Source organism: Shewanella sp. c952 (genome assembly GCF_019654975.1).
Lineage (GTDB): Bacteria > Pseudomonadota > Gammaproteobacteria > Enterobacterales > Shewanellaceae > Shewanella.
The window spans coordinates 1-25,120 of sequence record NZ_BPEW01000011.1 but is presented as its reverse complement, the minus strand read 5'-3'; the positions used below and the strand labels follow the sequence as shown (position 1 = coordinate 25,120).

General features: G+C 43.9%; 20 protein-coding genes. 12 read left to right on the top strand and 8 right to left on the bottom strand.

Annotated features, from left to right (window positions below):
- Positions 1 to 216 precede the first annotated feature (216 nt).
- A complete protein-coding gene (locus tag K5R16_RS09745; RefSeq protein WP_220737371.1) occupies positions 217 to 867 on the top strand; it encodes a response regulator transcription factor in 651 nt (216 codons plus the stop codon).
- A 50-nt stretch (positions 868 to 917) separates the two neighbouring features.
- Here the strand turns inward: K5R16_RS09745 and K5R16_RS09740 are convergent, their stop codons facing one another.
- Positions 918 to 4,406: a PAS domain-containing hybrid sensor histidine kinase/response regulator gene (locus K5R16_RS09740; protein ID WP_220737370.1), complete on the bottom strand. Its 3,489-nt coding sequence runs from the start codon at positions 4,404 to 4,406 to the stop codon at positions 918 to 920.
- 267 nt (positions 4,407 to 4,673) lie between these two features.
- On the opposite strand from K5R16_RS09740, the gene K5R16_RS09735 reads away from it, so the two are divergent.
- The 8 genes from K5R16_RS09735 (at position 4,674) to K5R16_RS09700 (ending at position 14,166) form a co-directional block, all read left to right on the top strand.
- Entirely contained in the window at positions 4,674 to 5,714 is a 1,041-nt protein-coding gene (locus tag K5R16_RS09735) for a DcaP family trimeric outer membrane transporter (protein WP_220737369.1), read from the top strand.
- A gap of 156 nt (positions 5,715 to 5,870) precedes the next feature.
- On the top strand, positions 5,871 to 6,668 hold the full coding sequence (locus K5R16_RS09730) for an ABC transporter ATP-binding protein (RefSeq protein WP_220737368.1): 798 nt from the start codon (positions 5,871 to 5,873) through the stop codon (positions 6,666 to 6,668).
- Positions 6,668 to 8,632 (top strand): long-chain fatty acid--CoA ligase, encoded by a 1,965-nt coding sequence (locus K5R16_RS09725; protein WP_220737367.1) that lies wholly within the window; start codon positions 6,668 to 6,670, stop codon positions 8,630 to 8,632. Before K5R16_RS09730 ends, K5R16_RS09725 begins: the two co-directional genes overlap by 1 nt.
- A complete protein-coding gene (locus K5R16_RS09720) occupies positions 8,629 to 9,522 on the top strand; it encodes a branched-chain amino acid ABC transporter permease (protein ID WP_220737366.1) in 894 nt (297 codons plus the stop codon). The genes K5R16_RS09725 and K5R16_RS09720 overlap by 4 nt, the downstream gene beginning before the upstream one ends.
- Before the next feature lie 52 nt (positions 9,523 to 9,574).
- On the top strand, positions 9,575 to 10,648 hold the full coding sequence (locus tag K5R16_RS09715) for a branched-chain amino acid ABC transporter permease (protein WP_220737365.1): 1,074 nt from the start codon (positions 9,575 to 9,577) through the stop codon (positions 10,646 to 10,648).
- Between the two features lie 76 nt (positions 10,649 to 10,724).
- Positions 10,725 to 12,011 (top strand): ABC transporter substrate-binding protein, encoded by a 1,287-nt coding sequence (locus tag K5R16_RS09710; protein WP_259649822.1) that lies wholly within the window; start codon positions 10,725 to 10,727, stop codon positions 12,009 to 12,011.
- 99 nt (positions 12,012 to 12,110) lie between these two features.
- On the top strand, positions 12,111 to 12,929 hold the full coding sequence (locus K5R16_RS09705) for an ABC transporter ATP-binding protein (protein ID WP_220737364.1): 819 nt from the start codon (positions 12,111 to 12,113) through the stop codon (positions 12,927 to 12,929).
- 13 nt (positions 12,930 to 12,942) lie between these two features.
- Positions 12,943 to 14,166 carry a phenylacetate--CoA ligase family protein gene (locus K5R16_RS09700; RefSeq protein ID WP_220737363.1) on the top strand — a complete coding sequence of 408 codons (1,224 nt, stop codon included), beginning with the start codon at positions 12,943 to 12,945 and terminating at the stop codon, positions 14,164 to 14,166.
- Between the two features lie 129 nt (positions 14,167 to 14,295).
- On the opposite strand, the gene K5R16_RS09695 is transcribed toward K5R16_RS09700, so the two are convergent.
- Entirely contained in the window at positions 14,296 to 16,008 is a 1,713-nt protein-coding gene (locus tag K5R16_RS09695) for a proline--tRNA ligase (RefSeq protein ID WP_220737362.1), read from the bottom strand.
- 795 nt (positions 16,009 to 16,803) lie between these two features.
- Between K5R16_RS09695 and K5R16_RS09690 the strand changes: the two genes are divergently transcribed.
- From K5R16_RS09690 to K5R16_RS09680, 3 genes are all read left to right on the top strand, one after another.
- Entirely contained in the window at positions 16,804 to 17,154 is a 351-nt protein-coding gene (locus tag K5R16_RS09690; RefSeq protein WP_220737361.1) for a DUF805 domain-containing protein, read from the top strand.
- Between the two features lie 138 nt (positions 17,155 to 17,292).
- Positions 17,293 to 17,640, top strand: a complete 348-nt coding sequence (locus tag K5R16_RS09685; RefSeq protein ID WP_220737360.1) for a cupin domain-containing protein — start codon at positions 17,293 to 17,295, stop codon at positions 17,638 to 17,640.
- A 127-nt stretch (positions 17,641 to 17,767) separates the two neighbouring features.
- Positions 17,768 to 18,232 carry a GNAT family N-acetyltransferase gene (locus K5R16_RS09680; protein ID WP_220737359.1) on the top strand — a complete coding sequence of 155 codons (465 nt, stop codon included), beginning with the start codon at positions 17,768 to 17,770 and terminating at the stop codon, positions 18,230 to 18,232.
- Positions 18,233 to 18,266: 34 nt separating this feature from the next.
- Here K5R16_RS09680 and K5R16_RS09675 read toward each other — a convergent pair whose 3' ends face one another.
- The 6 genes from K5R16_RS09675 to K5R16_RS09650 form a co-directional block, all read right to left on the bottom strand.
- A complete protein-coding gene (locus K5R16_RS09675; RefSeq protein ID WP_220737358.1) occupies positions 18,267 to 18,890 on the bottom strand; it encodes a DapH/DapD/GlmU-related protein in 624 nt (207 codons plus the stop codon).
- Positions 18,883 to 19,635: a tRNA (N6-threonylcarbamoyladenosine(37)-N6)-methyltransferase TrmO gene (tsaA, locus tag K5R16_RS09670; RefSeq protein WP_220737357.1), complete on the bottom strand. Its 753-nt coding sequence runs from the start codon at positions 19,633 to 19,635 to the stop codon at positions 18,883 to 18,885. Before tsaA ends, K5R16_RS09675 begins: the two co-directional genes overlap by 8 nt.
- 22 nt (positions 19,636 to 19,657) lie before the next feature.
- On the bottom strand, positions 19,658 to 20,041 hold the full coding sequence (rcsF, locus tag K5R16_RS09665) for an Rcs stress response system protein RcsF (RefSeq protein ID WP_220737356.1): 384 nt from the start codon (positions 20,039 to 20,041) through the stop codon (positions 19,658 to 19,660).
- A gap of 130 nt (positions 20,042 to 20,171) precedes the next feature.
- A complete protein-coding gene (locus K5R16_RS09660) occupies positions 20,172 to 21,449 on the bottom strand; it encodes an amidohydrolase family protein (protein ID WP_374758390.1) in 1,278 nt (425 codons plus the stop codon).
- Positions 21,450 to 21,538: 89 nt separating this feature from the next.
- Positions 21,539 to 24,586, bottom strand: coding sequence for an amidohydrolase family protein (locus K5R16_RS09655; RefSeq protein ID WP_220737354.1), 3,048 nt, complete (start codon positions 24,584 to 24,586; stop codon positions 21,539 to 21,541).
- Positions 24,587 to 24,743: 157 nt separating this feature from the next.
- The gene (locus K5R16_RS09650; protein WP_259649820.1) at positions 24,744 to 25,118 is read right to left on the bottom strand and encodes an H-NS family nucleoid-associated regulatory protein; all 375 of its coding nucleotides are present in this window, start codon (positions 25,116 to 25,118) and stop codon (positions 24,744 to 24,746) included.
- Positions 25,119 to 25,120: the final 2 nt, after the last annotated feature.

Sequence of the window (25,120 nt, the reverse complement as noted above, 5' to 3'; positions counted from 1 at the left end):
TGAGGTTTTATCTAACACAAAAACTTTAGAGTAGACCTAGTTAATAAGTCTATGTTTATGTCACTGCCTTACTCGCTTATCAGCTATAGCGCAGTGCTATCTATTTGTAATTAAAGTGTTAAATTTTGAGCTTGGCGAACAAGTGCATAATTGTGGCGAGTTGATAATAAAAGGCAATGGAGTAGACTGAAAAAATGTACATATGAGGGATCGAACATGTTACAGCCACTAAAAATAATAATAGCTGATGACCACCCATTATTTAGACAAGCATTGGTCAATATCTTAACCACTCATTTTGAAAATGTGAGTTTGTTTGAAGCGGAATCAGTTGCCGAACTTGATGAAGTATTAAAGCAGCATGATGCGGACCTGTTGTTGCTGGATCTTAATATTCCAAAAGCGCATGGGTTTAATACCTTGGTGAGTATACGCAATTGTCATGCTCAAATGGGGGTTGTTGTCATCTCGGGGCAGGAAGATAAAATAACCGTCAGCAAGAGTATGTCGTTTGGTGCTGCAGGGTTTATTCCTAAATCGACAGCCGTTGAAGTGATGGTTACGGCGATCAAGTCAGTATTGGCGGGTCAACAATGGGTTCCTGCAGGTTGCAGTAATTTTGAAGCGATAGAAGCGGATAGCATGACCAGTAAAATTGTTAGCCTCTCGCCTAGGCAGCATAGTATTTTAATGATGTTTGCCGATGGTTTACTCAATAAGCAAATAGCGTACGAATTAGGTCTTTCTGAAGCGACGATTAAGGCGCACGCCAGCGCAATATTTTTAAAACTCGGGGTGCATACCCGCACCCAGGCAGTGATTGCGATGAACGAACTGCAACTAGAAAAAACACCTCTTACTGCTTAATTTTATCTATAACTCACAGTGTTAATCTTTAATCGTGTTAGCACTGTGGCTTACAACTCTTCCTCTACAGTGTAATTAGATGTCTTGCTTGCCGAATAGTTACTATGAAGGTTTTTGGCCAGCGTTGCGCTCATAACGGCTCTCAATGCGATAGGTTTAATAATCTTACGTAGATAGCCATAGCCGAGCTCTTTAGCTCTATTTACCACGGTTTCATCAATGGTTGCCGTTATCAATATGGCAGGTAGCGCTAAGTCTGTTTGCTGCTGAAGCTCCAGCATCAAATTAAGCCCATTCTGGTCATCTTCAAGCTGATAATCCATCAACACTATATCAATCTTGTGCGCATGTTTAGCAAACTCCTTTTTTGCTTGCTGAGCAGATGACGCTTGATAAACATGACAGTTCCAACTGTTAAGTAGTTGCACCATGCCTGCGAGTACATTCGGGTCATTATCGACGCATAACACATGCACTCCGTTAAGGGTCAAAATGTCTACCGGCGCTTTAGGTGCAAGTTGTTGAGGTTGTACAGTGGTGAGTCGTAAACTGAAAATACTGCCCTTTTCCTCCTTTGATGAAAGCGTCAGTTGATGGTTAAGTAGAGAGGCAAGTCCTTGTGAGATATTTAGCCCTAACCCTAGACCATTAACGCCGTCATGGCCTGAATGCTGTAGCCTGGTAAACTGCTCAAATATAACTTTTTGTTTCTCTTTGGGGATCCCTGGTCCATCATCAACTACCTGAATTGAGATATTATCCCCATGGCGGCGATAACCAAGCAGTATTTTCCCTTTACCTGCGTATCTAAAGGCATTGCTGATCAGGTTTTGCAAGATCCGCCGTAATAGAACTTTGTCACTTTTAACCCAAAGCTGAGTGTTAATAAACTTGAATTTCACACTGGATGTAGCAGCTATGGCGCCAAACTCGTCAACGAGCGAGTCAATCACCTCTTGCAGGGCAAACTCTGTGATCTCCGGAATGATGGTGCCACTTTCAATGCGGGATATTTCGTTTAAATCGAGTAGCAGTTCATTGGCTACTTGCAATGAGTTATCGATATAACCTATCTGCTGTTGTTGCTTACGACTGAGTTGGCTGTCTTGTAAAAATGCTGATGAAAACAGTCTTGCGGCAGAGAGTGGCTGCAATAGGTCATGGCTGCAGGCCTTTAGGTATTGACTCTTTTTCTGGTGGGCTTGTTCAACCTTTTGCAGTGCTACCGCCAGCTCTTGATTGGTATGCTCTAGGCTCAAGTTTGCCTGCTCTAGCTTTTTAGTCCGTTCATATACTCTTGCTTCCAAATCTAGATTCTGTTCTTTAAGTAGTTTTTCCGCTTCGCGGTACATGGTGATGTCAGAAAATATCATCACAAACCCGCCATCAGGAATCGGGTTACCTTCAATTCTTATTGTTTTTCCATCGGGCTGAACTCGCTCTGTACTATGACGGCTGCCCTGGCGTAGGTAAGCTAAACGTCGTTCAACTTGTTGGGCCAAATCATGTTGTAATGGGTAAGCGTGACTTAAGTTGAATTTTATAAGTTGTTTCACTGGACAACCAATATAAACAAGGTCGTCAGGATAGCTAAATAGATTCAAATAGTGCTGATTCCAAGCAACCAAATTTAAATCCTTGTCGATGACAGAAATCCCTTCACTGGCATTTTCTATGGCGCTGTGCAGCACATTACGGCTAAATTCGGTTCGATGGCTAGAGGCTTCTTCAACTAGCTGTGCCACATCTTCAATGGCAATATCGCGGCCATTAAGGGCGCAAGATATGACTAATCGAGCTGAGGCTGATCCCATTACACTGGCCAGCATATTTTCGGTATAGAAGGTCAATGCTTGGTTATGAGCTGCTTTGTCTGATATTGGTTGCTGCGTTGAGAAAAACGCATGAAATCCTTGAGCGGCTTTTTCTTGGCCGATAAAGCGGGCAACCAGCAATTCCAGCTCGGTAGGGTTAATATATTTAGGCAGGGCTGGTTGCAATTTCGCAAGATCAGGGCGCTCTATAAAATGCGCTATTTGCATCTGTTCATGCACGCTTTGGCGAGTAAATGATGAAACTATCCATATCATGGTGATATTGGCAAACAAACCAACCAGAGTCGCCATGGTGGTCATAGAGTACTCACTTCCCGCAAATGGGTGAGGATAAAGACCTAATTGTGGTAATAGATTGAGTGTCAGCCAAAGCGTAAAACCGCTGCTAATTCCTGCTAGAACGCCAATTAAGGTCACCCGCCGCCACAAGAAGGCGGCGAACAGGGCTGGGCCTATCTGAGCGATTGCACCAAATGCTACTTCCCCTAATGAGGCTAATGTGTCGGGTGGGGCGAGCAGGAACATACCGTAGCTTAAAAAAATCACAAACAAAATTAATGCTTTGCGTATATTTAATAGGTGAGTGCGAAACTTATGGAAATCAGTACTCTGAATGTTAGTGACTTTAAATAGGGTAGGGAAAACCACCTCATTGCTTAACATGGTGCTTAATGCAATGGTTGAAATGATAACCATAGAGCTTGCCGCTGATATTGCTCCTAGAAAGCTAAACAAACCTAACCAAGCATCACCACTAAAGGCGGGCAGAAACAGTACATAGGCATCACTTTGTAGTGAATCGCCATAGAGTATGTTGCCAGCTTGCCCCAAAGGCATGGCGAAAAAAGCAAATACTAAGATATATATCGGGAAGGTCCAGCGGCTCCACAGGGCATGTTTTTGTTCTTTTAGCTCAACAATCAATACTTGAAATTGACGTGGCAAACACAAAAATGCCGACATAACAATAAACAGTAAACCAAACATCGACACCATATTAGGATAAGTAAACTCAGTCGAAACCGGCAGAGTTTCATTAGCTTGGCGCCAAATATCCATGGGAGAGTCAAATAGAAAAAAAGACACAAAAATGCCAATAGTCAGGTAGGCGATGAGCTTGACGAAAGATTCAAAGGCGATGGCCAGCATCATGCCGGGGTGACGCTCAGTGACATCAATGGCTCTCACGCCAAATATGATGGTAAAACCGGCCAATATAAGACTCACAACTAAGCCTAGCTGCCAAGAGGAGAGCAGGTGATCTTGTCTTAGAATTTCATAGGAGTTAACAATGGCCTTTAGTTGTAGCGCGATGTAAGGCAAGGTGCCAAACAAAGCGACAAAGGTGACTACCGTCGCCAACAGCTGTGACTTACCAAACCTTGCCGCGAGTAGATCGGCAATAGAGGTAATATTGAGCTTAAGGCAGACGCGGATAATGCGTTGAATAAAAGGCCAAGCAAACATAAAAAGTAAGATGGGGGCAATATAAACAGGCAGGTAGGAGAAAGAGTTACTGGCAGCCTGTCCGGCAGTACCTAGAAATCCCCAAGAGGTGCAATAAACGCCCAGAGAGAGTGAATAGATAATTGTATGCTGCTGTTTAAAAAGCTTTTCTCGATACTTATCACCCAGAAACGCCATCAGAAATAGCAAACCAATATAGCTAATACTGATAGTCACCAATAGCCAATTAGGAAACATGCTGTTGTTACACCTTTTTATTGGGAGCTCTTCGACTAATAAGCGAGAACTTCCTTAGTTGTTATAGAATTTAACATATCATATTTTCACTTATTAAGAGCAGTGAACGCTATCGACTTAAGTCTTAATCCATTGTGGTTAACCCCGTGTGTCTAGTTCGCGAGTATTGCGCCTAACGTATTAATACTACTGCACTAATACCATTACACAATTGAGCAAATACTTTTAATTCTGCATCTTGAGTGCAGACATTAAAGGGGATAAAAGATGCTCATTTCTAAAATAAAAAAAATCACATTAGCAGGTTCGTTGTGTTTACTAGCCAGTTCAGCCGCTGCCGGTTATGACTTTGAAGTTGGCGAAGATGGCAAACTAACATTCGGTGGCTACATTAAAGTTGATGCGCGTTATGTCAGTGGTGATGTTGGTTACCGTGACTTTTGGATTGGTACCGGTACGCCGCTTGAGGCAAGTGCTTCTCAATTTAGAATCTTCGCTAACGAAACACGTTTTAACACCAAATATGTCCACGGTGATGTGATGGGCTTTATTGAAATGGATTTTCTAGGAGGTGGTGGTAACCAAGTTGTTTCCAACTCCGCAAACCCAAGAATACGTCATGCATTTATCAAATATGAAGGGTTAACCGCAGGTCAAACCTGGACCACCTTTATGAACACTAGCGCGATTCCTGAGACGGCAGATTTTGCTGGCGCAACGGTGGGGTTGGCCTTTATTCGTCAAGGTCAAATTCGTTACGACATCGGCGGTTTTCAAGTTTCAATAGAAAACCCTGAAAGTGTTGGTGGTGATACCGCAAACGATGATCTTCCCGATGTTGTTGCCCGTTATAACTTTAAAGGTGACTGGGGCGATATCTCAATATCTGCACTTGGTCGCAGTCTAAATACTGACCTTGGTAACAGTGAAACTGCTTTTGGTGGCTCTATTGCTGGACGTATTAAAACCTTTGGTAAAGATGATCTGCGCTTTCAATTCCACCAAGGCGAGGTGGGTCGTTATGTCGGTATCGGTGTCGCACGAGATCTGGTTGGCGAGGAGGTTGAAAGCACCACATCTTATCTAGCCGCTTATCGTCATTTTTGGACCGACACCCTAAGAAGTACCGCGCTTTATGGCCGAGTTGAAACTGACATTGGTAATGCCGAGCGCAGCCAGTGGAGCGTTAACCTTTTCCAAAACCTCACTCCGCATTTAGCGATAGGTTTTGAGGTGGGCAATTTTGAAATTGGCGATCAAGATGTCGACTCCGATTATGCACAGCTCTCTTTCCGTTACGCACTTTAGTCATTGATGGCAGCAGGGTTCCCTCTGCTGTCATTTTGATGTGAATAAGTATTTTTGTATTCAGTTATTGATTCCCCATGACAGTCGTCCGACATAAGTACTTAGTGACAAAAAGTGCGACAAGCAGAACGATGTTGAGTGTAAAGGAGTATGGGTGTGGCAGATAAAATCTTAAAAGTTGAACAGATTTCCTTAGCATTTGGTGGCGTAAAAGCGCTAACAGATGTCAGTTTTGAAGTTGAAAAAGGATCGGTGTTTTCAATTATTGGACCTAACGGTGCAGGCAAAACATCGATGCTTAACTGTATCTCCGGTCGCTACCGTCCCTATGAAGGTTCTATTCATTTTGATGACCAAGAAGTCACGCACATGCGACCAAATGACCGTGCTGATTTGGGCATTGGACGCACATTCCAAAACCTTGCGTTATTTGGTCATATGTCAGTTCTCGACAACATCATGGTTGGCCGCCATCACCAGATGAAAAATAACTGGTTAACCGGGCCGCTTTACTGGGCTTCTCCTGCGCAAAAAGAGGAGCTTAAGCATAGGCGCCAAGTTGAAGAGATAATCGATTTTCTTGATATATCCCATGTGCGGAAGTCGATTGCTGGCACTTTGTCCTACGGTTTGCGTAAACGGGTCGAATTGGCTCGTGCTATCGCACTAAATCCAAAACTAATCCTACTTGATGAACCCATGGCGGGCATGAACTTAGAAGAGAAGGAAGATATGGCGCGCTATATCTTAGATCTCAATGAAGAGTTCGGCATTACCGTAGTGATGATTGAGCACGATATGGGAGTGGTAATGGATATTTCTCATGAAGTGATGGTGCTCGATTTTGGTAAGAAATTGGTTAGCGGTTTACCGGATGAAGTTATGGCAAACGAACATGTTAGGCAAGCTTACTTGGGTTTAGATGATAATGAGCAGTTGCAGGAGGTGGGTTAATGAAAACTGCAAAAGAAGGCGCTGCAGATCGCTTCGATATGGGTGATATGGATACCTTTCCCAAAATATTGCGCCACAACGCGCTCCTATGGAGTGATGATATTGCCATGCGTGAAAAAGAGTTTGGCATTTGGAGCGAGTTTAGCTGGCTCGATTACCATAACCGCGTTAAGTGGCTGTCATTGACCCTGCGTGATTTGGGCATTGAAGCCGAAACAACCATTGCGCTATTAGGCGATAACCGACCTGAGTGGGTTTGGGGCGAAGTTGCAGCTCATGCCTTATGTTGTTTCTCTTTAGGGATCTATCAAGACTCGCTGCATGAAGAGGTCGCATACCTGCTTAACCGCAGCAATGCGCAGGTGGTGATTGCTGAAGATGAGGAGCAGTGTGACAAGTTACTTGAGCTTGGTGATCAAATCCCATCTGTAAAATACATTGTCTATTGCGATCCTAGAGGAATGCGTAAGTACGACGATCCGCGATTGATAAACATTGAAGACATATACAAGAGTGGACAACAGCTTGATAAGCAACATCCACGTGCTTATGACGAGCTAGTCGATGCGGGCAAAGCTGACAATATTGCCATCTACTGCACCACATCTGGCACGACCTCAAAACCAAAAATTGTTCTGTTACAAGGCAGTAAGTTTATTGACCACTGCTGCTCATACTTGCGTGCCGATCCAAGAATGCCTGGTGACAACTATGTATCGGTATTGCCTCTGCCTTGGATTATGGAGCAGGTCTACGCCGTCGGCCAGGCACTGATTGCCAGACAGATCGTTAACTTCGTAGAAGAGCAAGAAACCATGATGGCTGATCTTCGCGAAATAGGCCCAAGCTTTGTGTTACTCGCGCCGAGAGTGTGGGAGGGCATCTTAGCCGACGTGCAGGCGCGGATGATGGACTCGACACCACTGAAGAAAAAGCTGTTTGAGTTCGCGATGAAACGGGCAGAAACAGCACTTGCTCAAGGTAAGCGCTCGACGTTGGCGGATATCCTGTTAATGAAAGCGCTGCGCGATAGGCTGGGTTTTTCATTTCTAAAATCTGCAGCTACTGGCGGCGCGGCAATGGGGCCCGACACATTCAAGTTCTTCCAAAGTATAGGGGTGCCACTGCGCCAACTATACGGTCAAACCGAGATGTGCGGCGCTTACACCATTCACCATCAAGATGATGTTGACTATGACAGTGTGGGTGTTGCCTTTGATACCGCTGAGCTACAGGTGATCAATACCGATAGTGAAGGGGTCGGTGAAGTTATCGCTAAAACCGTAGGTATGTTTAATGGTTATCTTGGCGACCAAGCTGCTTTTGACGAAGATGTTAAAGAGGGTTGGATGCACACCGGTGATGCGGGCTATTTTAAGCCATCTGGACATTTGGTGGTCATCGACCGTATCAAAGATCTGGCCAAAACCAGCCATGGTATCCAGTACTCGCCGCAATATATTGAAAACAAACTCAAGTTCTCTTCGTTTATCGGTGAAGCGGTGATTTTAGGCAAAGACAAGCCGTTTCTATCAGCCATTCTTTGTATTCGTTTCAGTATTGTCTCTAAGTGGGCGGAACAACAAGGGCTGGCGTTTACTAACTACACCAACCTATCAACGTTACCAGAGGTTTATCAGCAACTGACTAAAGAGGTAGAGATAGTTAATCAATCGCTACCGGATGCGCAGAAGATCAATAAATTCATCCTGCTATACAAAGAGCTCGACGCTGACGATGGCGAACTGACTCGTACCCGTAAAGTTCGCCGAGGTGTTATTGCTGAAAAATACGCTGACATTATCGAGTCACTCTATAGCGATAAATCCCATGTTGATATCGATACCGTGATTACCTTCCAAGATGGCAGTCAATCGCGCATTCAAACCCAACTTAAGGTGGCAACTGTTATTGAATCTTCAGCAGCTACTCAAAGCAGTATTTCTCAAAGGAGAGCATCATGAATTTTGAACTGTTACTGCAACTTATCATCAACGGGGTGATTGTTGGCCTGTTATACGGCGTAGTGGGGATGTGCTTTGTTTTAGTATACAAGTCGACCCAGATTGTAAACTTTGCCCAGGGTGAGTTCTTGCTGGTGGGCGCTTGGGTATGTTGGGCACTATTGGTGTACCTACAGTTGCCATTCTTCTTAGGCTTCTTACTCACCCTCTGTTTTATGGCGGTGTTTGGCGTATTTTTACAGATGATAGTGCTTAGGCCAATGATTGGTGAGCCAATCATTTCAGTGATTATGGTGACTATTGGCCTATCTATCTTCTTCCAGTCTTTGACTAAGTGGATCTTCGGCGTATCGCCACAGAGTTACCCAAAAGTTTTCGATACCCAATCAATCTCAATCTTTGGGCTTAATATCGAGTTGGCTTACTTAATGAGTACCGTGATTGCGCTCATTATTATGGTCAGTTTTTTCTTGTTCTTTAAGTATTCCAAACATGGCTTGGCAATGCGGGCAACCGCATTTGACCAGCAAGTTGCACAAAGTTTGGGTATATCAGTGAAACAGGTTTTCGCCATGAGTTGGGGAATTGCAGCGACTGTGTCTGCAACCGCAGGTGTAGTGATCGGCATGGTGAATGGTGTCTCAGACTCTCTCTCCTCTATCGGCATCAAGGTCTTTCCTGCGGTTATTCTCGGTGGTCTTGACTCAATTGTCGGCGCGATTGTGGGTGGGATCACCATTGGTATTTTAGAAAACGTCGCTGAATTCTTTGATAGTCAGTATCTGCACATTGGCAACATGTACGACATCGCCCCGTTTTACGTGCTGTTGATCATTTTATGGTTTAAGCCCTACGGCCTGTTTGGTACTCGTGACATAGAGCGTATTTAAGCGCCTGTCCTACGTTACTTATTATCGCCAATTTTTTGTTTAAGGAGTTTTTATGTCTAGCTTAGCGATGCGTCCGTGTGGTGATTTCCGCACCAGCTATAAAGCCGACAATACAATATTTGAAACTAAAACTATCCGACTAATGACGATAGCGCTTATCGCCATTGCTTGTGGTGCGCCATTGGTACTTGATGGCTACTTTCTAACACTGTTCATTCAGATCTCATACTTAGGGATTGCAGCACTAGGTCTCAATATTTTGGTGGGGTTTACTGGGCAGATCTCATTGGGCCACGGCGCATTTTTTGGCTTTGGTGCTTTTGCCTCGGCGTGGTTAAACACTAGTTTTCAAATTCCAGTGGTGCTGTGTATTCCGTTGGCAGGTTTTCTGACCATGGCCGTTGGCATGATGTTCGGCATGCCTGCTGCAAGGATTAAAGGTTTATACCTCGCCATTGCGACTTTAGCGGCGCAGTTCATCATCGAGGACTTTTTTGCTCGAGCTGAATGGTTCTCTGGCGGTTCATCTGGCTCTATGGCGGCGCCAGTAAACCTGTTTGGCTTTGAATTCGATACTGATCAGAGCTTCTACTATATCGCGTTATTTGCACTGGTATTTATGTATATCTGGGGCTGTAACTTGATGCGTAGCCGCGATGGCCGTGCGTTTGTTGCGGTGCGAGATCACTACCTCTCAGCTGAAATCATGGGGGTGAAGCTTAACAAATACCGTTTGTTGTCATTTGGAATATCTTCATTTTACGCAGGTATTGGCGGCGCGCTATATGCTCACTACTTAGGTTACGTTTCGGCAGAAGGCTTCACCATTTTGATGTCTATTCAGTTTCTGGCAATGGTGATTATTGGTGGCCTTGGTTCAATAAAAGGCACCTTAATGGGCGTGGTGTTTATGGTGTTATTGCCGGAAGTGCTCGAGAGCATTGTTGGGCTAATGAAATATACCGACTGGGGCAACATCCCCATGGTGACTGATGGCTTAGCGTACATCAAAGAGATGGCGATTGGACTTGTCATCATCCTGTTTCTAATTTTTGAACCAGAAGGGCTAGCCCATCGTTGGGCTCAGATTAAGAATTACTGGAAATTCTACCCATTCGCTTACTAACGACCAGGTTTTACCGAGCTGTACAGCAGCGGTATACAGCTTTCAATTTTGATTGAACATTTGAAGGATCATAATAATGCATAACAATACTGATAAAAGCGGATTGAGCAAGGTGAACTATTTGAAATTGGCTCTGGGCTCAAGCATTGCTTGTTTAGCCACCACAGCCAGTGGCTTAGTGAGCGCAGAGGAAACCATTTTTGTTGGCCACTTGGCTGATATGTCGGGGCCTACAGCATTTGTGGGTAAACCTTACGCTGACGGAGTGCGAGACTCGTTAGCTTATATCAATGCCCATGGCGGCATTGATGGCACTAAGCTTGAGTATGAAACTATCGATTATGCTTATAAAGTGCCGCAAGCCATCGCTTCTTATAAAAAGTGGAAATCACGTAAGAATATGGTTGCGATGCAGGGGTGGGGAACGGCAGATACTGAAGCGCTAATCTCGTTTGCCGCAAAAGACAAAACACCGGTTTTTTCGGCATCCTACTCAGGGCATTTAACCGACCCGCAAGGCAAGAACCCTAAGACAAAAAAACCGGCTCCCTATAACTTTTTCTACGGTGCATCTTACTCAGACTCGTGTCGCGGTTTAGTGCAGTGGGCGGCCAATGATTGGAAAACCAAAGGAGGGCAAGGTAAGCCAAAGTTTACTCACATTGGCGCTAACCATCCTTTTCCCAACGCTCCTAAGGCGGCATGTGCTGAATACGCAACCGAGCTAGGTTTTGATGTTCAGCCTCCAGTGGTTATTTCAATGAAGCCGGGTGATTTTAAAGCTCAGTGCTTGAGCCTTAAAAGCTCTAAAACCAACTACGGTTACATCGGTAACTTGGGTGGCTCGGTGCAGTCACTGATTAAATCTTGTAATACCGTCGGTACCGATATCCAGTTTATGTCGAATATTTGGGGCGGCGACAAACTGGTCTTTAAGGCAGCGGGAGAGGGAGTTAAAAACTACATTTTCCCAACCATGACACCGTTTTGGACCGATGACGTACCTGGTATGAAGCTGGTTCGCGAGATCTCAAAGATGTCAGATAGCGATGGTGATGAGGAACGTCTACACCATTACATTCGCGGTGTCTGCTCGACCTACTTTATGAAAGAGTCGATGGAGTGGGCCAAAGCAAATGGCGGTGTTACCGGAGAGAACGTTAAAAAGGGCATGTACGCACGTAAAAACTGGGTGCCGAAAGGGCTTGAAGGAGTTTGTTTAGCGGCAACTTGGACACCAGAAGATCATCGCGGTATCAACCAAGTCAACATCTATAAAGGTAACTTTAATGGTGGTGATGTGCGAGTTGAAAAAGTGAATCAGGTGACACTGGAACGCCGTGTTGATTGGTTAGGTTACTAAGCCTCGCTTGCAAAATTTTGCTTACTAATCTTAAACGGTATACCTGCCTCGTGGGTGAGCGGTCACCTGCTAGGTAATAACATTAAAGTTGGAGTTGTTATGTCACAAGCTGTGCAGTTAAAGCCTGAGACCCCATTGTTGTCGATTAATAACATTGAAGTGGTCTACGACGACGTGATTCAAGTTTTGCGTGGGGTCAGTATTGATGTTCCTCAGGGCGAAATCGTGACCTTGCTGGGGCCTAATGGCGCGGGGAAATCAACCACCCTGAAAGCGATATCTGGATTGCTGAAAACAGAAAATGGCGAAGTCTCTCGCGGTGATATTCATTTCATGGGCGAGAGAATAGACGTTAAAAATGCAGAAGATGTTGTGCGTTCTGGTTTGTTTCAGGTCATGGAAGGGCGTCGTATTGTCGAAGATATGAGTGTTATCGAAAATTTAAAACTAGGCGCTTATACCCGTAACGATGGTCAAGTTCATCAAGATATCGATATGGTGTTCAATTATTTTCCTCGGCTAAAAGAGCGAACTGGTCTGGCAGGTTATTTGTCGGGTGGCGAGCAGCAAATGCTCGCTATAGGCAGAGCACTTATGGCACGGCCTAAAATGATCTGCTTGGATGAGCCGTCAATGGGGTTATCACCACTGCTGGTCAAAGAGGTATTTGGCATCATTGAAAAAATCAATCGTGACCAAGGGATCACCATGCTGCTGGTGGAGCAAAATGCCAACTATGCACTAAAGGCTGCGAATTACGGCTACATTATGGAGTCAGGAAAAATAGTACTAGATGGTAACAGTGAGCAACTATTAAACAATGAAGATGTGAAGGAGTTTTATCTGGGTGGCGGTAATGAAAAGCGTAAAAGCTTCAAAAATTTAAAGTCTTATAAACGCCGTAAACGTTGGTTGTAAAGGAGTCTCGTCTATGTCTTTTTATAGTGCTCAAGAGCAGCAGTCGATGGCGCTGCGAGAAGCAACATTGCTGTCAGGCTTAAGTGATTTTCTAAGCTTTGTTAAGGATTCATCAGGTTACTATCAGCAGCTGTTTGCTGACATCGATATCAGCCAAATAGATAGCAGAGCAAGTTTGGCCACGCTGCCTATTACCCGTAAATCTGATTTAATCAAACTACAAGCAGCTGCGATGCCATTTGCTGACATGGTGCCTAATATGGCGAGCATTGGCAGAGTATTTCAATCACCAGGGCCTATCTATGAACCTGAGGCTGATGGGGATGACTGGTGGCGTATGGGGCAAGCATTTTTTGCAGCAGGTTTTAGGGAGGGGGATATTGTACAAAACTGCTTGTCTTATCATCTTACACCGGGTGGCTTCATTATGGACTCTGGCGCTAAAGCTTGCGGCTGCAGCGTTATTCCTGCAGGCCCTGGTCAAACCGAGTTACAGCTAGAGATTGCGCAGAACCTTAAGCCAAATGGTTATTGTGGCACGCCGTCTTTTTTGAAAATTTTGCTGGATAAAGCCAATCTTCAACAACAGACTTTACCATTCAAAAAAGCGCTAGTGACCGGGGAAGCATTAACTCCGGCATTAAAAGCCACGTTTATTGCCGCTGATATCGAGGTCAAACAGGCTTATGCAACTGCCGATATCGGGCTGATTGCTTTTGAGAGTGTCACTGATGATGGGCTTATCGTCGCTGAAGATATTATTTTAGAGTTAGTTAGGCCTGGCACATTAACACCTGTAGAGCGAGGAGAAGTGGGTGAAATTGTTATTACTAGTTTTAACCCTAGTTATCCGTTGATCCGATTCGCGACTGGCGATCTATCTGCTGAGCTTAAAGGCTCAAGCACATGTGGCCGCAGTAATATACGCATCAAAGGCTGGCTTGGACGGGCAGATCAAACCACTAAAGTAAAAGGTTTGTTTGTGCATCCTGAACAAGTTGAACGGATAAGACTGCAGCATCAGATGATACAGCGCTTGCGACTGGTTGTTAGTCGAGAAGATGATAACGACAAAATGCAGTTACGCTGTGAGGTGGCAGAGGCTGAGATAAGTAACGTCGATAGGGGTGTTATTGAGCAAACCATACGTGCCGTGACACAGTTATCTGGTGAGGTGAGTATCGAGCCTTTAGGTAGTTTGCCTAATGATGGCATCGTGATAGACGATAGACGATAGACGATAGACGATAGAAAGCTAAAAGGTTGAGCTAAATAAAAACGCCGATGATAAATCATCGGCGTTTTTATTATCGTTGATTAGTTGTTGAATCTTGTCTTTGAACGACAAGACTCACTAATCTTTAGATTAAGCTTGTTGTGCTTTTAAGAACTCAACAATTTGATCGAATGGTACATCTTGCTTCTCACCAGTACGACGGTTTTTATACTCGAATACGCCGTTATCAATATTACGGTCACCGATGACCACAACATTTGGTAAGCCTACCAGCTCCATATCAGCAAACATCACACCTGCACGCTCTTTACGGTCATCAAACAAGACTTCCATACCCGCATCAGTCAAATCTTGATATAACTTTTCAGCCATATCTTTAACGCGGTGAGACTTATGCATGTTCATTGGTAAGATACCGACTTGGAACGGAGCAATGGCTGCAGGCCAAATAATTCCGCGGTCATCATGGTTTTGCTCAATTGCAGCTGCAACCATGCGGCTAACACCCACGCCGTAGCAACCCATAAGGAGTGTCTTAGACTTACCATTTTGGTCAAGTACGTTAGCGTGCATCGCTTCTGAGTAGTTGCTACCCAGCTGGAAGATGTGACCCACTTCAATACCACGAAGCAGTGCGATAGTGCCTTTACCACAAGGGCTGGCTTCGCCTTCGATGATATTACGTAAATCAAATGCTGGTGCACTCGGTAGGTCGCGCTCCCAGTTAATGCCGAAGTAGTGCTTATCGTCTTGGTTTGCACCTGCGCCAAAGTCACTCATAACCGCTACGCCGTGATCAACGAAGACTGGAATGTTAAGACCAACAGGGCCGATAGAACCGGGACCTGCACCAATTGCTTTACGAATGTCAGCTTCATCTGCAAATTCAAAAGGAGCCAGAACGGCTTCAATTTTCTCTGCTTTTACTTCGTTAAGATCATGATCACCACGAATAACAAGAGCAACCAAAGGAGCTTCTTCAGTCGCGCCTTTAACGATAAGTGTTTTAACGGTTTTTTCAATCGCAATGCCGTGATGTTCAACAAGCTCTGCAATCGTTTTCGCTTTAGGCGTGTCGACTAGCGTCATCTCTACGGTGGCTGCTTGACGTGTTTCAGTCGGCATTGGCGCTTCACATTTTTCAATGTTCGCAGCGTAATCACTTTCGGTAGAGTAAGCGATTAAGTCTTCACCGCTATTAGCCAATACGTGGAACTCGTGTGACAAGCTGCCACCAATAGAACCTGTATCCGCCATTACTGGGCGGAAAGATAGGCCCAAGCGAGTAAGAATGTTGCTATAAGCTTGGAACATAGACTCATAAGTCTCGTCCATTGTTTCTTGATCTAAATGGAAAGAGTATGCATCTTTCATCAAGAATTCACGTGAGCGCATCACACCGAAACGTGGACGGACTTCATCACGGAATTTTGTTTGAATTTGGAATAGATTCAGTGGCAGCTGCTTGTAAGAGTTAACCTCTTTACGCACGATGTCAGTGATCACTTCTTCGTGAGTAGGCCCCAACACGAAGTCTCGGTTGTGACGATCTTGGAAACGCAGCAGTTCAGGACCAAACTTCTCTAGACGACCAGACTCAACCCACAGATCAGCAGGCTGCACCATTGGCATAAGGATCTCTACAGAACCCGCTTTGTTCATCTCTTCACGAACAATCGCTTCAATTTTACGTAGTACACGTAAACCTGTCGGCAACCAGCTGTATAAGCCTGATGCATTACGACGGATCATGCCCGCACGTAACATTAACTGATGACTAATGACTTCTGCATTAGCCGGTGTTTCTTTTTGAGTTGATAGCAGGTACTTGCTTACGCGCATTACCGAATGTCCAAATTTGAGTTGAATGGGCGTCATTTTATCACTTGTAGAAGTGATGTCACCTAACGATTTCGACAATAATCAAAATTGTTGCTTTTAGTTGGAATTATATATACCCGTTCTACTTGAAAATGCTCGTTTCAGAGGCATTGTGCCTGTTTAATTCTAGGCGCATTAATGTAGAAATGGTTATTCCCTTTTAAGTTAGTGCAACAACGAAGTGGGCTGGCACAATGCCTTCTGCGATGGGCGTTTCTTATATAAAAAGCATGGGCTTTACTCGGTGTTATTGATTTTACTAAGGGAGCGACCATTAATGGCAATCAATGCAAGCGCCAGGGATGGTGCGAATGTCTGTTTAGCAGGAGCAATAACTGACCTTGATTAAAGCCCATTAAATTCCCACTGAATCCTGCAACTTCAGGTAGCACGGGTATAGACCTGCTTGCAGGTGAACTGGGGATAATCGCGATGAATATCTGCTTTAAATTAGCAGGTGAATTTGTCTAGATCGCCTAATGCACATGCCTTAGCAATTATCTCGAAACCAGAATGCCCATACGAGCATTGCAAACATGTCGATTCTAGCGACTGGGTTTTAAACCAAGGATGTAGATTAACGTGTTTATCAATACAATTTGTCAATTTAAAAGGTTGTTAATTAACGCTATTTAATTTAACTTTGACGCAATATCGAAAAGGAGTATTGGCTAAGCCATATTCAGATATTTTGATAGGAAAGTTCGCTCAAAAATTGAGCATAGGAATTGATCTTAACAAGGAGAGTCCAAGGTAATGGATTATTTTATCGGAGCTTTAAAGAAATACGCTGATTTTTCAGGACGTGCAAGACGAACTGAGTATTGGATGTTCATATTGTTTTACACCATATTCTATTTGGTCATAGCGCTAGTGGGTTCATTGCTTGGCACTGAATTGTTTTCGCTTCTCTTTTCATTAGCATTGCTTGTGCCATCATTAAGTATTGGTGCTAGAAGATTGCATGATACTGGCCGCAGTGGCTGGTGGCAGTTGCTGTTTATCATCCCTATTATTGGCTTTATCGTACTTATCGTCTTTTTTGTACAAGACAGCCATGATGAAAATAGCTACGGCAGTAATCCAAAAGCGGTTGCTGCAAGTTAAGTTAAGCGTATATTGATATTTTTAAGGCCGAATTCAGTGATGACTCGGCCTTTTTTGTGTCGCAGCTAGTTAATCGTAATCGAGAATACTGCTCATTCTGAAAATACAGCACCGTTTATTGATAAAGAGGTCATTCAGTTGATCAAAAATTTTCTTGATGCAAAAAAGCAATCGCTTGCAAAGTCCCATTATGGTAGTGGCCAATATGACCTATATGAGATTTGGAGCCGCGCTGACTTTAGCAGCAATGTTGATTTTATCGATAGAGTGGTGATCCCACCTAATTCAACTGTGGGTTACCACAAGCATGCCAATAATGAAGAGATATATATCGTTATTGAAGGGCAAGGTACGATGAAGTTAAATGGCAAAGATGTCTCAATAAAGAAAGGTGATATGATTGTAAATCAGCCATTTGGTGAGCACGGATTAGTCAATAATTCGGACAGCGTGATTGATATATTGGTCATTCAAGTTTCCATTTAGAGTTTCCTTATTGTTGAGAGATACATTGCTAATAGAATTCGCAATAACAGAACGATAAAAGCGGGTGCCAGCCCGCTTAAATGTTGCTTATTACCATCAAGGTTTAACTCTGTAGAGTGGAGGATAGATGATAAGAAAAGTGACCACGGCCGATGTTAGTCGCGTGTGGCAGATAAGAACCCAGGCCATATTACATAGTTGCTGCAGCCATTATAGTCACGAAACTGTATCTAACTGGTCAAGTGCGCCTATGCCTAATGGGTTTGCTGATGTACTCGTGCACCATGGTGCATTGGTCTTTGAGGTACAAAATCAGCTATTGGCTTTTGGCTTTGTCGATATTCAGCAACGTCGTCTTGAGGCTCTTTTTGTTACTCCTGATTGCGCAGGTAAAGGCTATGGAAAGCTCATTGCTGGCGAACTGCTGTTGATAGCCAAGCGCGCAGGCGTTAAGCAGTTAACGCTCTCTTCCTCTTTAAATGCAGTTAAATTTTATCAAGGCCTAGGTTTTGTGGCTAAAGAAGAAACCTTATGGGTGCACCCTTTAGGTTTTGAAATTACATCTGTAGTAATGGCGAAGCAACTGTCTTAACACAGATAAACTGGCTGACTTTACTTGTAAAGTCCTATGTTTTATCTCGCCTATCACCAATCACCCTTGCAGGGTTACCTGCGACAATCGCGTAATCCGCGACATCTTTAGTGACCACGGCACCCATTCCGACGACAGCATGGGAGCCGATTGTGACGCCATCAACAATACCTGCTTGTGCGCCTATCCAAACATCTTCGCCAATAACAACGCCTTTTGAGTTGGAAGCTTGTTGATAGATTGGTGTTTCAGGTGCCATGCCGTGATTAAAAGCGTAGATGGTAACGTTGTTGGCAATACGAGTTTGATTGCCAATGGTAATACCATGACGGCCACCGTCGATTGAGCAACCATGGTTTATCGCAACCTCATCGCCTAAAGTGAGCGGTCCATGTATAAAGCTGTCGGCTGCAATCATGCACTGTCTACCGATTTTAATCTCGCGTCCGCGCTCTGCAAACAGATTTACCTCTGGTGCAACAAAGCTGTTTTCGGCGATAGAGATGGTTTCGAGACTGCAAAAGTGGGCCTGCACTTCATCTTGCCAAGGTTTAGCCCAAGATAGGTGTTTATCTTTGAGGGAGAAATACAGCCATGGCATGTAAGACAGGCGCTTTTTATGTTGAGTTTGGTAGTCAGGCTTGCCTACTTCAGTCATCACTTTTCTCCAATTTGGCAGAGGCGCCAACTTGTGACGGCCTTAACTCAAGCACTTCGATACCGCCGGCGGACATCTTCCATAATATATCTAAGTCATAGAGTGCCACTTGATAAAGCTTAGGGTCGGCTTTTGCTTTTTTGTAAGCTGGGCGAGGATCTTGTGCCAATACCCCTTCTATTAATTCAGCAAGCCGTGGATAGTTATCATCTCTTTGATACTGCTCTAATTGCTGTTGAGCTGCTTGGCAAAACGTAACCGTTGCCAGAACTGGAGCTTCTTGGGCAATCCCACCTACAGCCTGCTCAATTGAGTCAGAAAAGGGAATATAGGGCTTAATATCTACGATTGGGGTGCCATCAAGCAAGTCCATGCCAGAGATCTCTAAGCGGACTTTACCATTATCGGTGTGCACGCCATGGAGTTTTACCACTGATTGACCGATACCATTTGGCCTAAAAGTTGAGCGTGTAGCAAATACTCCAAGCTTTTCATTACCGCCTAAGCGAGGAGGGCGTACTGTGGTTTTCCAGCCTTGGGCTAGGTTTTCATGGAAACAAAAGAGTAACCATAAGTGAGAGTATTGTTCTAGGCCTCTAACTGCATCAATTTGATTAAAAGGCGGAGCCAGCTCAACAAAACCACGTGCGGCACTCACAAGGCCTGGTTGGCGTGGGATACCGAACTTTTGTTTATAGGGTGTGCGGCAGTACGCTACTGCTTGGATCTGATTGGTAAAAGACATAGTCACTTATTTAGCGGTTAGGCTATTCCTGCGCTGTAGTAGTCACAATGGCTTGGCCAACACACAGCGCGCGAGTCACGCAGTTTGGGGTAGACTCTTCGATTAGTAAGCAGTTCTTAATCACAAGACCATTTGCTTGTTTATCTGCTGCGGCGTGGCGAGCTAATGTGCGCGCTTCAACAATAGAGGCTGGTGCATCGCTTTCACCTATTTGACAAGTTTCACCTTCAACTAAACCTTTTATTTCATAAGGCCCTTTAGGTTGAATACTTCCTTCATAGAGAGTGACATCGCCAACTTTAAAGTAATCGTTAATTGCTTCGCCATCGAGGTTACTGTTAAAGGCATATTCACCCGCACATGCGCTGAGTAAAATGACGAGAGTTGCTGGCAGTAGGTATTTCATAATGAATGCCTGTTATATGAGTTATTAGGTTAGTAAAAGGGGTTAGCTTTCACTAAAGAGGCGTACAAAAAAGTGCTCATAAAGAGCACTTTTCATTAAACGGTCTTGCTAGCGCTATAAGTTTGAAATTCTAGCGCTTTAGGTACTTTTGATAAAGCTGTTGATGACGATTATTTAGATCAATTTTACGACCATCAATATAAACCGCCTCAATGGCCGCTTGCATTGGGTCTAAAATATCACCCGTTGCAATAATCATGTTGGCTTTAAAACCAGGGGCAATAGCGCCCATGTCGTCAATATCGAGTATTTTCGCCGCATCAAGGGTGATGCTTTGTAGTGCTTGTGACTTGCTCAATCCATAAGCCACGGTTTGCCCAGCGGCAAAAGGCAAGTTACGGCTATTCCAGTCAGACGAAAAACCAAGCGCGAAAGGGATGTTGGCTTGTTTAAGCAGTGCGGGAATTTTGAAGGCCAGATCAATCGGTTCGTCTTTACGCTTTGGTAAGCTCAATGTTTGGGTATAGACAACTTTTGCATTTACCTCGCTCAATGCATCGGCTAAACGCCATGCATCATAACCACCAACGATAACAATTTTAAAGCCATAGATTTTACTCAGTGCAATCGCTTCCTCTATCTGCTTCTGCGATTGTGCATGAATGAACAACTGTGCATTACCATCAAATAGTGGCGTTAGAGCCTGCCAACGAAGGTCTATTTTAGCTACTTTGCCGGCTTTTAGCGCCAATTGATAACGATAAGCGTCAGTAAACGCATCATGAACCTTGTTTACGCGCTTGCCAAGATCATCAAGTTGTTCTTGGCGTTTGTCTGCATCAGAAGAGATCCAACGGATATAAGGCCAATAGAGGTGAAACTGTTTGTTTGACTCAACTAATGCATCTTCAATGGTCCAACTGTCCATCGACACGAGTGCTGATTGACCCGCTAGCCCATCACCTTGAGGAACGACTTGAGCGTGAGTAATACCATTAACACGTACGGTGGGAATGATTTCGGAATCAGGATTAAAGGCGGAAATTGCCTCAAGTTGTGGATTAATAAAGCCCACTTCGTAGGCATCATTACTTGGGCGCATCATCTCTACTTCAACAAGCCCCATTGTGGTATCCAATGCGATAAGTCCGGGATAGATATGTTTATTGCTTGCATCAAGCACGACTGCATTGGCGGCAATGAGCGCTGTTTCTGATTGGGCTGCTGGCTTATCTGTTTGCTCGCTAAAATTCGCAGCAGATTTTGCGGTTGCTAGGTTTTGTCCAACAGCGATAATCTTACCATCTGCGATAAGTACGTCGGTATTGTCCAGTTGGCCTTGAGTCACTGTGTGCACAGTGGCATTGGTAAATAGTATTGCCGAAGTTTGCGTTGGTGCCGGCAGCATGTCGTGGGCATAAACAGCACTGCTAAACAAGCATGAGGTAATAACGCTAGCAAATGAGCCTGCTATTTTAATTGATTGAGTAAGCTTCATTACAGTGCTCCTTGAGCTGTTTGTTGCCAAGCATTAAAGTGGGTATCGCAGTGCCATTCGGGCTCCGCTAACTCAACACTGGTTTCACCTTGCTTGTGGGCGTCATCACTAAGTAACACTTTTTGGATTAGTGCTGCGCGCTCTTTTTCTACCGCTAATTGAGCTAACTTATCTTGCTCACGGCTAAAGTATCTACGTCCTTGAATCCAAGTGGAATCAACTTTGGCATAAACAGACAGTGGTGAGTCACTCCAAAGCACGATATCAGCCTGTTTTCCCTCAACCAGTGAGCCAACTTTTTCCTCGATGCCTAACTGTATTGCTGGATTAATTGTGATCATCTTCCAAGCATCTTCTGCGTTCATGCCGCAGTACATCATCGATTTGGCTGCTTCCTGGTTGAGCCTGCGCTGCATTTCGTAATCATCAGAGTTGATGCTAGTGAGTACGCCTTTATTTTGCATTAAACAGGTGTTTTGTGGGATGGCATCATAAACTTCAAATTTGTATGCCCACCAGTCTGAGAAGGTAGATGCATAGGCACCATGTTTAGCCATTTCATCAGCTACTTTATAGCCTTCAAGAATATGGGTGAAAGTGCCTACTTTAAAGTTGTAAGCTTCAGCTAATCTGAGGAACATTAAGATCTCAGATTGCACATAGGAGTGAATATGCACACTACGTGTTTGCTCTAAGACCTCGGCAACAGCTTCTAAGCGGTAGTTGTATTGCGGGGCAACAGTGCGTCTGCGTTCGCTAGAACGCATTTTTTTATAATCACGCTGCGATTTTCTGTAGGCTAAGGCTTCGTTAAATGCCTCGCTGAATAGAGATTTAACGCCGATACGACTCTGAGGGAAACGACTGTCAAAGTTGTCTCCCCAGTTACTTTGCTTAACATTTTCACCCAGTGCGAATTTAATACTTGCAGGAGCACCTTTAAATTTTAACTGCTCGGCGTTATCACCCCATTTAAGTTGAATGATTTGCGCCTGACCGCCAATAGGGTTTGCACTGCCGTGTAAAATCTGTGCCGTAGTGACGCCGCCAGCAAGGCCGCGATAGATAGCAATATCATCAGGGTTAATCACATCACCAATTCTTACCTCTGAGGTGACAGCATCTGTCGCTTCGTTAGTACCACCATTTAGTGCGATATGTGAATGCTCGTCAATAATACCTGCAGTGAGGTGCATGCCTGAGGCATCGATGACTTTATATCCCGAAGGTGTGCTTAATTGGCTTCCTATCTCTTCAATTTTACCGCGAGAGATAATCAAGTCCGTGTTGTGCAATACACCGTTTTCAGCTGATGTCCAAATAGTGGCATTTTTGATATGCAGCTTGTCTTGAGCGGGCTGAGTTAACAAACCATAAGCAACATTAGGTGAAGTTTGCTTAGCGATTATCGGTAGCTCTGTACTCTTCTCATTCTGTAAATCGTTATCATCTAATGCTATTTGTTCAAGTTTGGTGCCACCAAAAGGAACAGTTTGATTATCGCTATCGAGCAGGCGACCACGTATGCCATTGTCATCAAACCACAATGTGAAACGGCTAATGCCAGTAATGCCTGCGTCGGTTAAATCCGCACTAAAGGTCATTCGACCTTGACTGAAATTAACGTTGGCTAGGCTGATCTCTTGTTCGCCGCTTGACAAGGTGCCTGATAAACTCGGATCTTGTTCAATGTTAAGGTCGAAAGTAAGTTCATTAATTTGGAGTTGGTACGGCTGCGCGAGTAGGGTTAGATCACGGTTGATAAGCTGGCGTTCTTCACCTTGTAACCAGATGCTGGTGATTTTTCCATCTTCAAATACGTTGCCACGACTAATGACTAAATCTGCCATATAACCAGGCTTTAATTGGCCAGCGATATTACTGATCCCTGCAATCTCTGCCGCCTCAGTCGTTAATGCAGCAAGTGCGGTTTGTTGATCTAAACCACGCTCAATGGCTTGCTTGAGTCGAGGCCAAAATTTGTCTTCATCAATACCGTATTGCGTAAGCGCAAAAGGCACATCAGCCTTGGCGACCATGGCGGCATTACTCGGGGCTGTTTCCCAATGTCTTAAAGATGCCAAACTGACATCTCGTTCACTATCGCTATCGATAATGGTTGGTGCAGCAGGATAGTTTAAAGGTAACACTAAACTATAGGGGTAAGACTTTAGTTCATCAATTCTAGCGTATTCATGTCCATTACCAACTAAGCTGCCTTTTAGCTTTTGCTTATTTAATAATCTAGCGGCTCTTAATTGATTATTTAAGTTCTTTGTTTGAAAGATGAAACGTTGCTCTTTCAAGTTTGAAAGACGTTCTAATGCAATATTGAATTCAATATTGTTAGTTGAACTAGTACTTTTGGCTATATTATTGTTATACCAACGTGCATCTGAGAATGTTTGTCGAATGAGCGCCATGCTACCCATTAATGATTGCGGGTAATCTTGAATTGATGAGCCTTTATCGAATGCTATAAATTGATTGGCTTTAGCTTTGTATATTATATCGTTCGCTTTTTTATCTGCCAGAGATAAACTGACTCCACGTCCTCTAAATATGCCATCTAAATAGCTAGACTGCACACTGGTAAAGCCATTATTAATCCATTTTTCAGCTTGTTCTTTGTCGGGATATACATAATTAAACCACTCTTTTTCTGAATGGATCGCGCCATTATCGGCATTGCCGCCAATTCGCTTTATTTCATAAACGGGACCATCGCTATCTTCACTCTGTGCTTCATACTCGATAGCATATTCAGTGAATGGGTCGATAAATCCAGGGTAAATAATATGACCTGACAGGTTTATTTCTAAGGCTCCTGCTGGAATATCATTGTCTTTTATAATTGACTTGATTCGATTGTTTTCAATTAATAAAGTCGCATCAGTCAATATTTCTCCTGGCTCTAACATCAGGGTAGCATGACTTAAGGCTGTGATTTTTGGAGTATTATCTGTCAGCTGCTCATTGGCTATTACGCTATGGCTGCTCAATACACTAAGTAGGGCGACAAGGGCTTTTATTTTATGTTTATGCATTATCGTACTTATGTTTGTTATAGGGGATGGCGGAACTGTGAGGATATCTTAACTTAATGCTAAATACTAAGTAGTAATTGTAACCTTGAATGTAAATATAGCGTTAATTAACAAAAAACCCAGCAAATGCTGGGTTCTTAAAGGCCAAAGAGAAAACTTAGATAAGGAAGTCTTCCATAGTACGGCCATTTTCTAATTCATTTTTAAATACGGTTGGCATGCGGCCTTGACCTGTCCATTGCACCATTTCGCCATTAACTTCGATTTGGTATTTAGCAGGACGTGGAGCACGTTTCTTAGGAGCAGGTTTAACACCAGCGCCACCAATATCATCAACTGATAAGCCAATGGCTTCCATTTGTTTACGAATTTCTTCAATTTTAGCATTACGCTCAGCCATTGCTTCGCTTTCTGCTTCTGCTTGAGATGCTTTTTCTTCGATGATTTTTTCTAGCTTTACTGAAAGGTCTTTCAAGTCTTCAAGAGACAACTCTTTTACAGCAGCTTTAAAACGACGACCGTGGGTCAAAATAT

Bases quoted from the DNA above. Each gene is read 5' to 3' on its own strand.
- K5R16_RS09655 (WP_220737354.1), bottom strand. From the start codon at position 24,586: ATGCATAAACATAAAATAAAAGCCCTTGTCGCCCTACTTAGTGTATTG.
- K5R16_RS09720 (WP_220737366.1), top strand. From the start codon at position 8,629: ATGAATTTTGAACTGTTACTGCAACTTATCATCAACGGGGTGATTGTT.
- K5R16_RS09735 (WP_220737369.1), top strand. From the start codon at position 4,674: ATGCTCATTTCTAAAATAAAAAAAATCACATTAGCAGGTTCGTTGTGT.
- K5R16_RS09745 (WP_220737371.1), top strand. From the start codon at position 217: ATGTTACAGCCACTAAAAATAATAATAGCTGATGACCACCCATTATTT.
- K5R16_RS09700 (WP_220737363.1), top strand. From the start codon at position 12,943: ATGTCTTTTTATAGTGCTCAAGAGCAGCAGTCGATGGCGCTGCGAGAA.
- K5R16_RS09660 (WP_374758390.1), bottom strand. From the start codon at position 21,449: ATGCTGCCGGCACCAACGCAAACTTCGGCAATACTATTTACCAATGCC.
- K5R16_RS09710 (WP_259649822.1), top strand. From the start codon at position 10,725: ATGCATAACAATACTGATAAAAGCGGATTGAGCAAGGTGAACTATTTG.
- K5R16_RS09705 (WP_220737364.1), top strand. From the start codon at position 12,111: ATGTCACAAGCTGTGCAGTTAAAGCCTGAGACCCCATTGTTGTCGATT.
- K5R16_RS09690 (WP_220737361.1), top strand. From the start codon at position 16,804: ATGGATTATTTTATCGGAGCTTTAAAGAAATACGCTGATTTTTCAGGA.
- K5R16_RS09680 (WP_220737359.1), top strand. From the start codon at position 17,768: ATGATAAGAAAAGTGACCACGGCCGATGTTAGTCGCGTGTGGCAGATA.
- rcsF (WP_220737356.1), bottom strand. From the start codon at position 20,041: ATGAAATACCTACTGCCAGCAACTCTCGTCATTTTACTCAGCGCATGT.
- K5R16_RS09725 (WP_220737367.1), top strand. From the start codon at position 6,668: ATGAAAACTGCAAAAGAAGGCGCTGCAGATCGCTTCGATATGGGTGAT.
- K5R16_RS09740 (WP_220737370.1), bottom strand. From the start codon at position 4,406: ATGTTTCCTAATTGGCTATTGGTGACTATCAGTATTAGCTATATTGGT.
- K5R16_RS09675 (WP_220737358.1), bottom strand. From the start codon at position 18,890: ATGACTGAAGTAGGCAAGCCTGACTACCAAACTCAACATAAAAAGCGC.
- K5R16_RS09695 (WP_220737362.1), bottom strand. From the start codon at position 16,008: ATGCGCGTAAGCAAGTACCTGCTATCAACTCAAAAAGAAACACCGGCT.
- K5R16_RS09715 (WP_220737365.1), top strand. From the start codon at position 9,575: ATGTCTAGCTTAGCGATGCGTCCGTGTGGTGATTTCCGCACCAGCTAT.
- tsaA (WP_220737357.1), bottom strand. From the start codon at position 19,635: ATGTCTTTTACCAATCAGATCCAAGCAGTAGCGTACTGCCGCACACCC.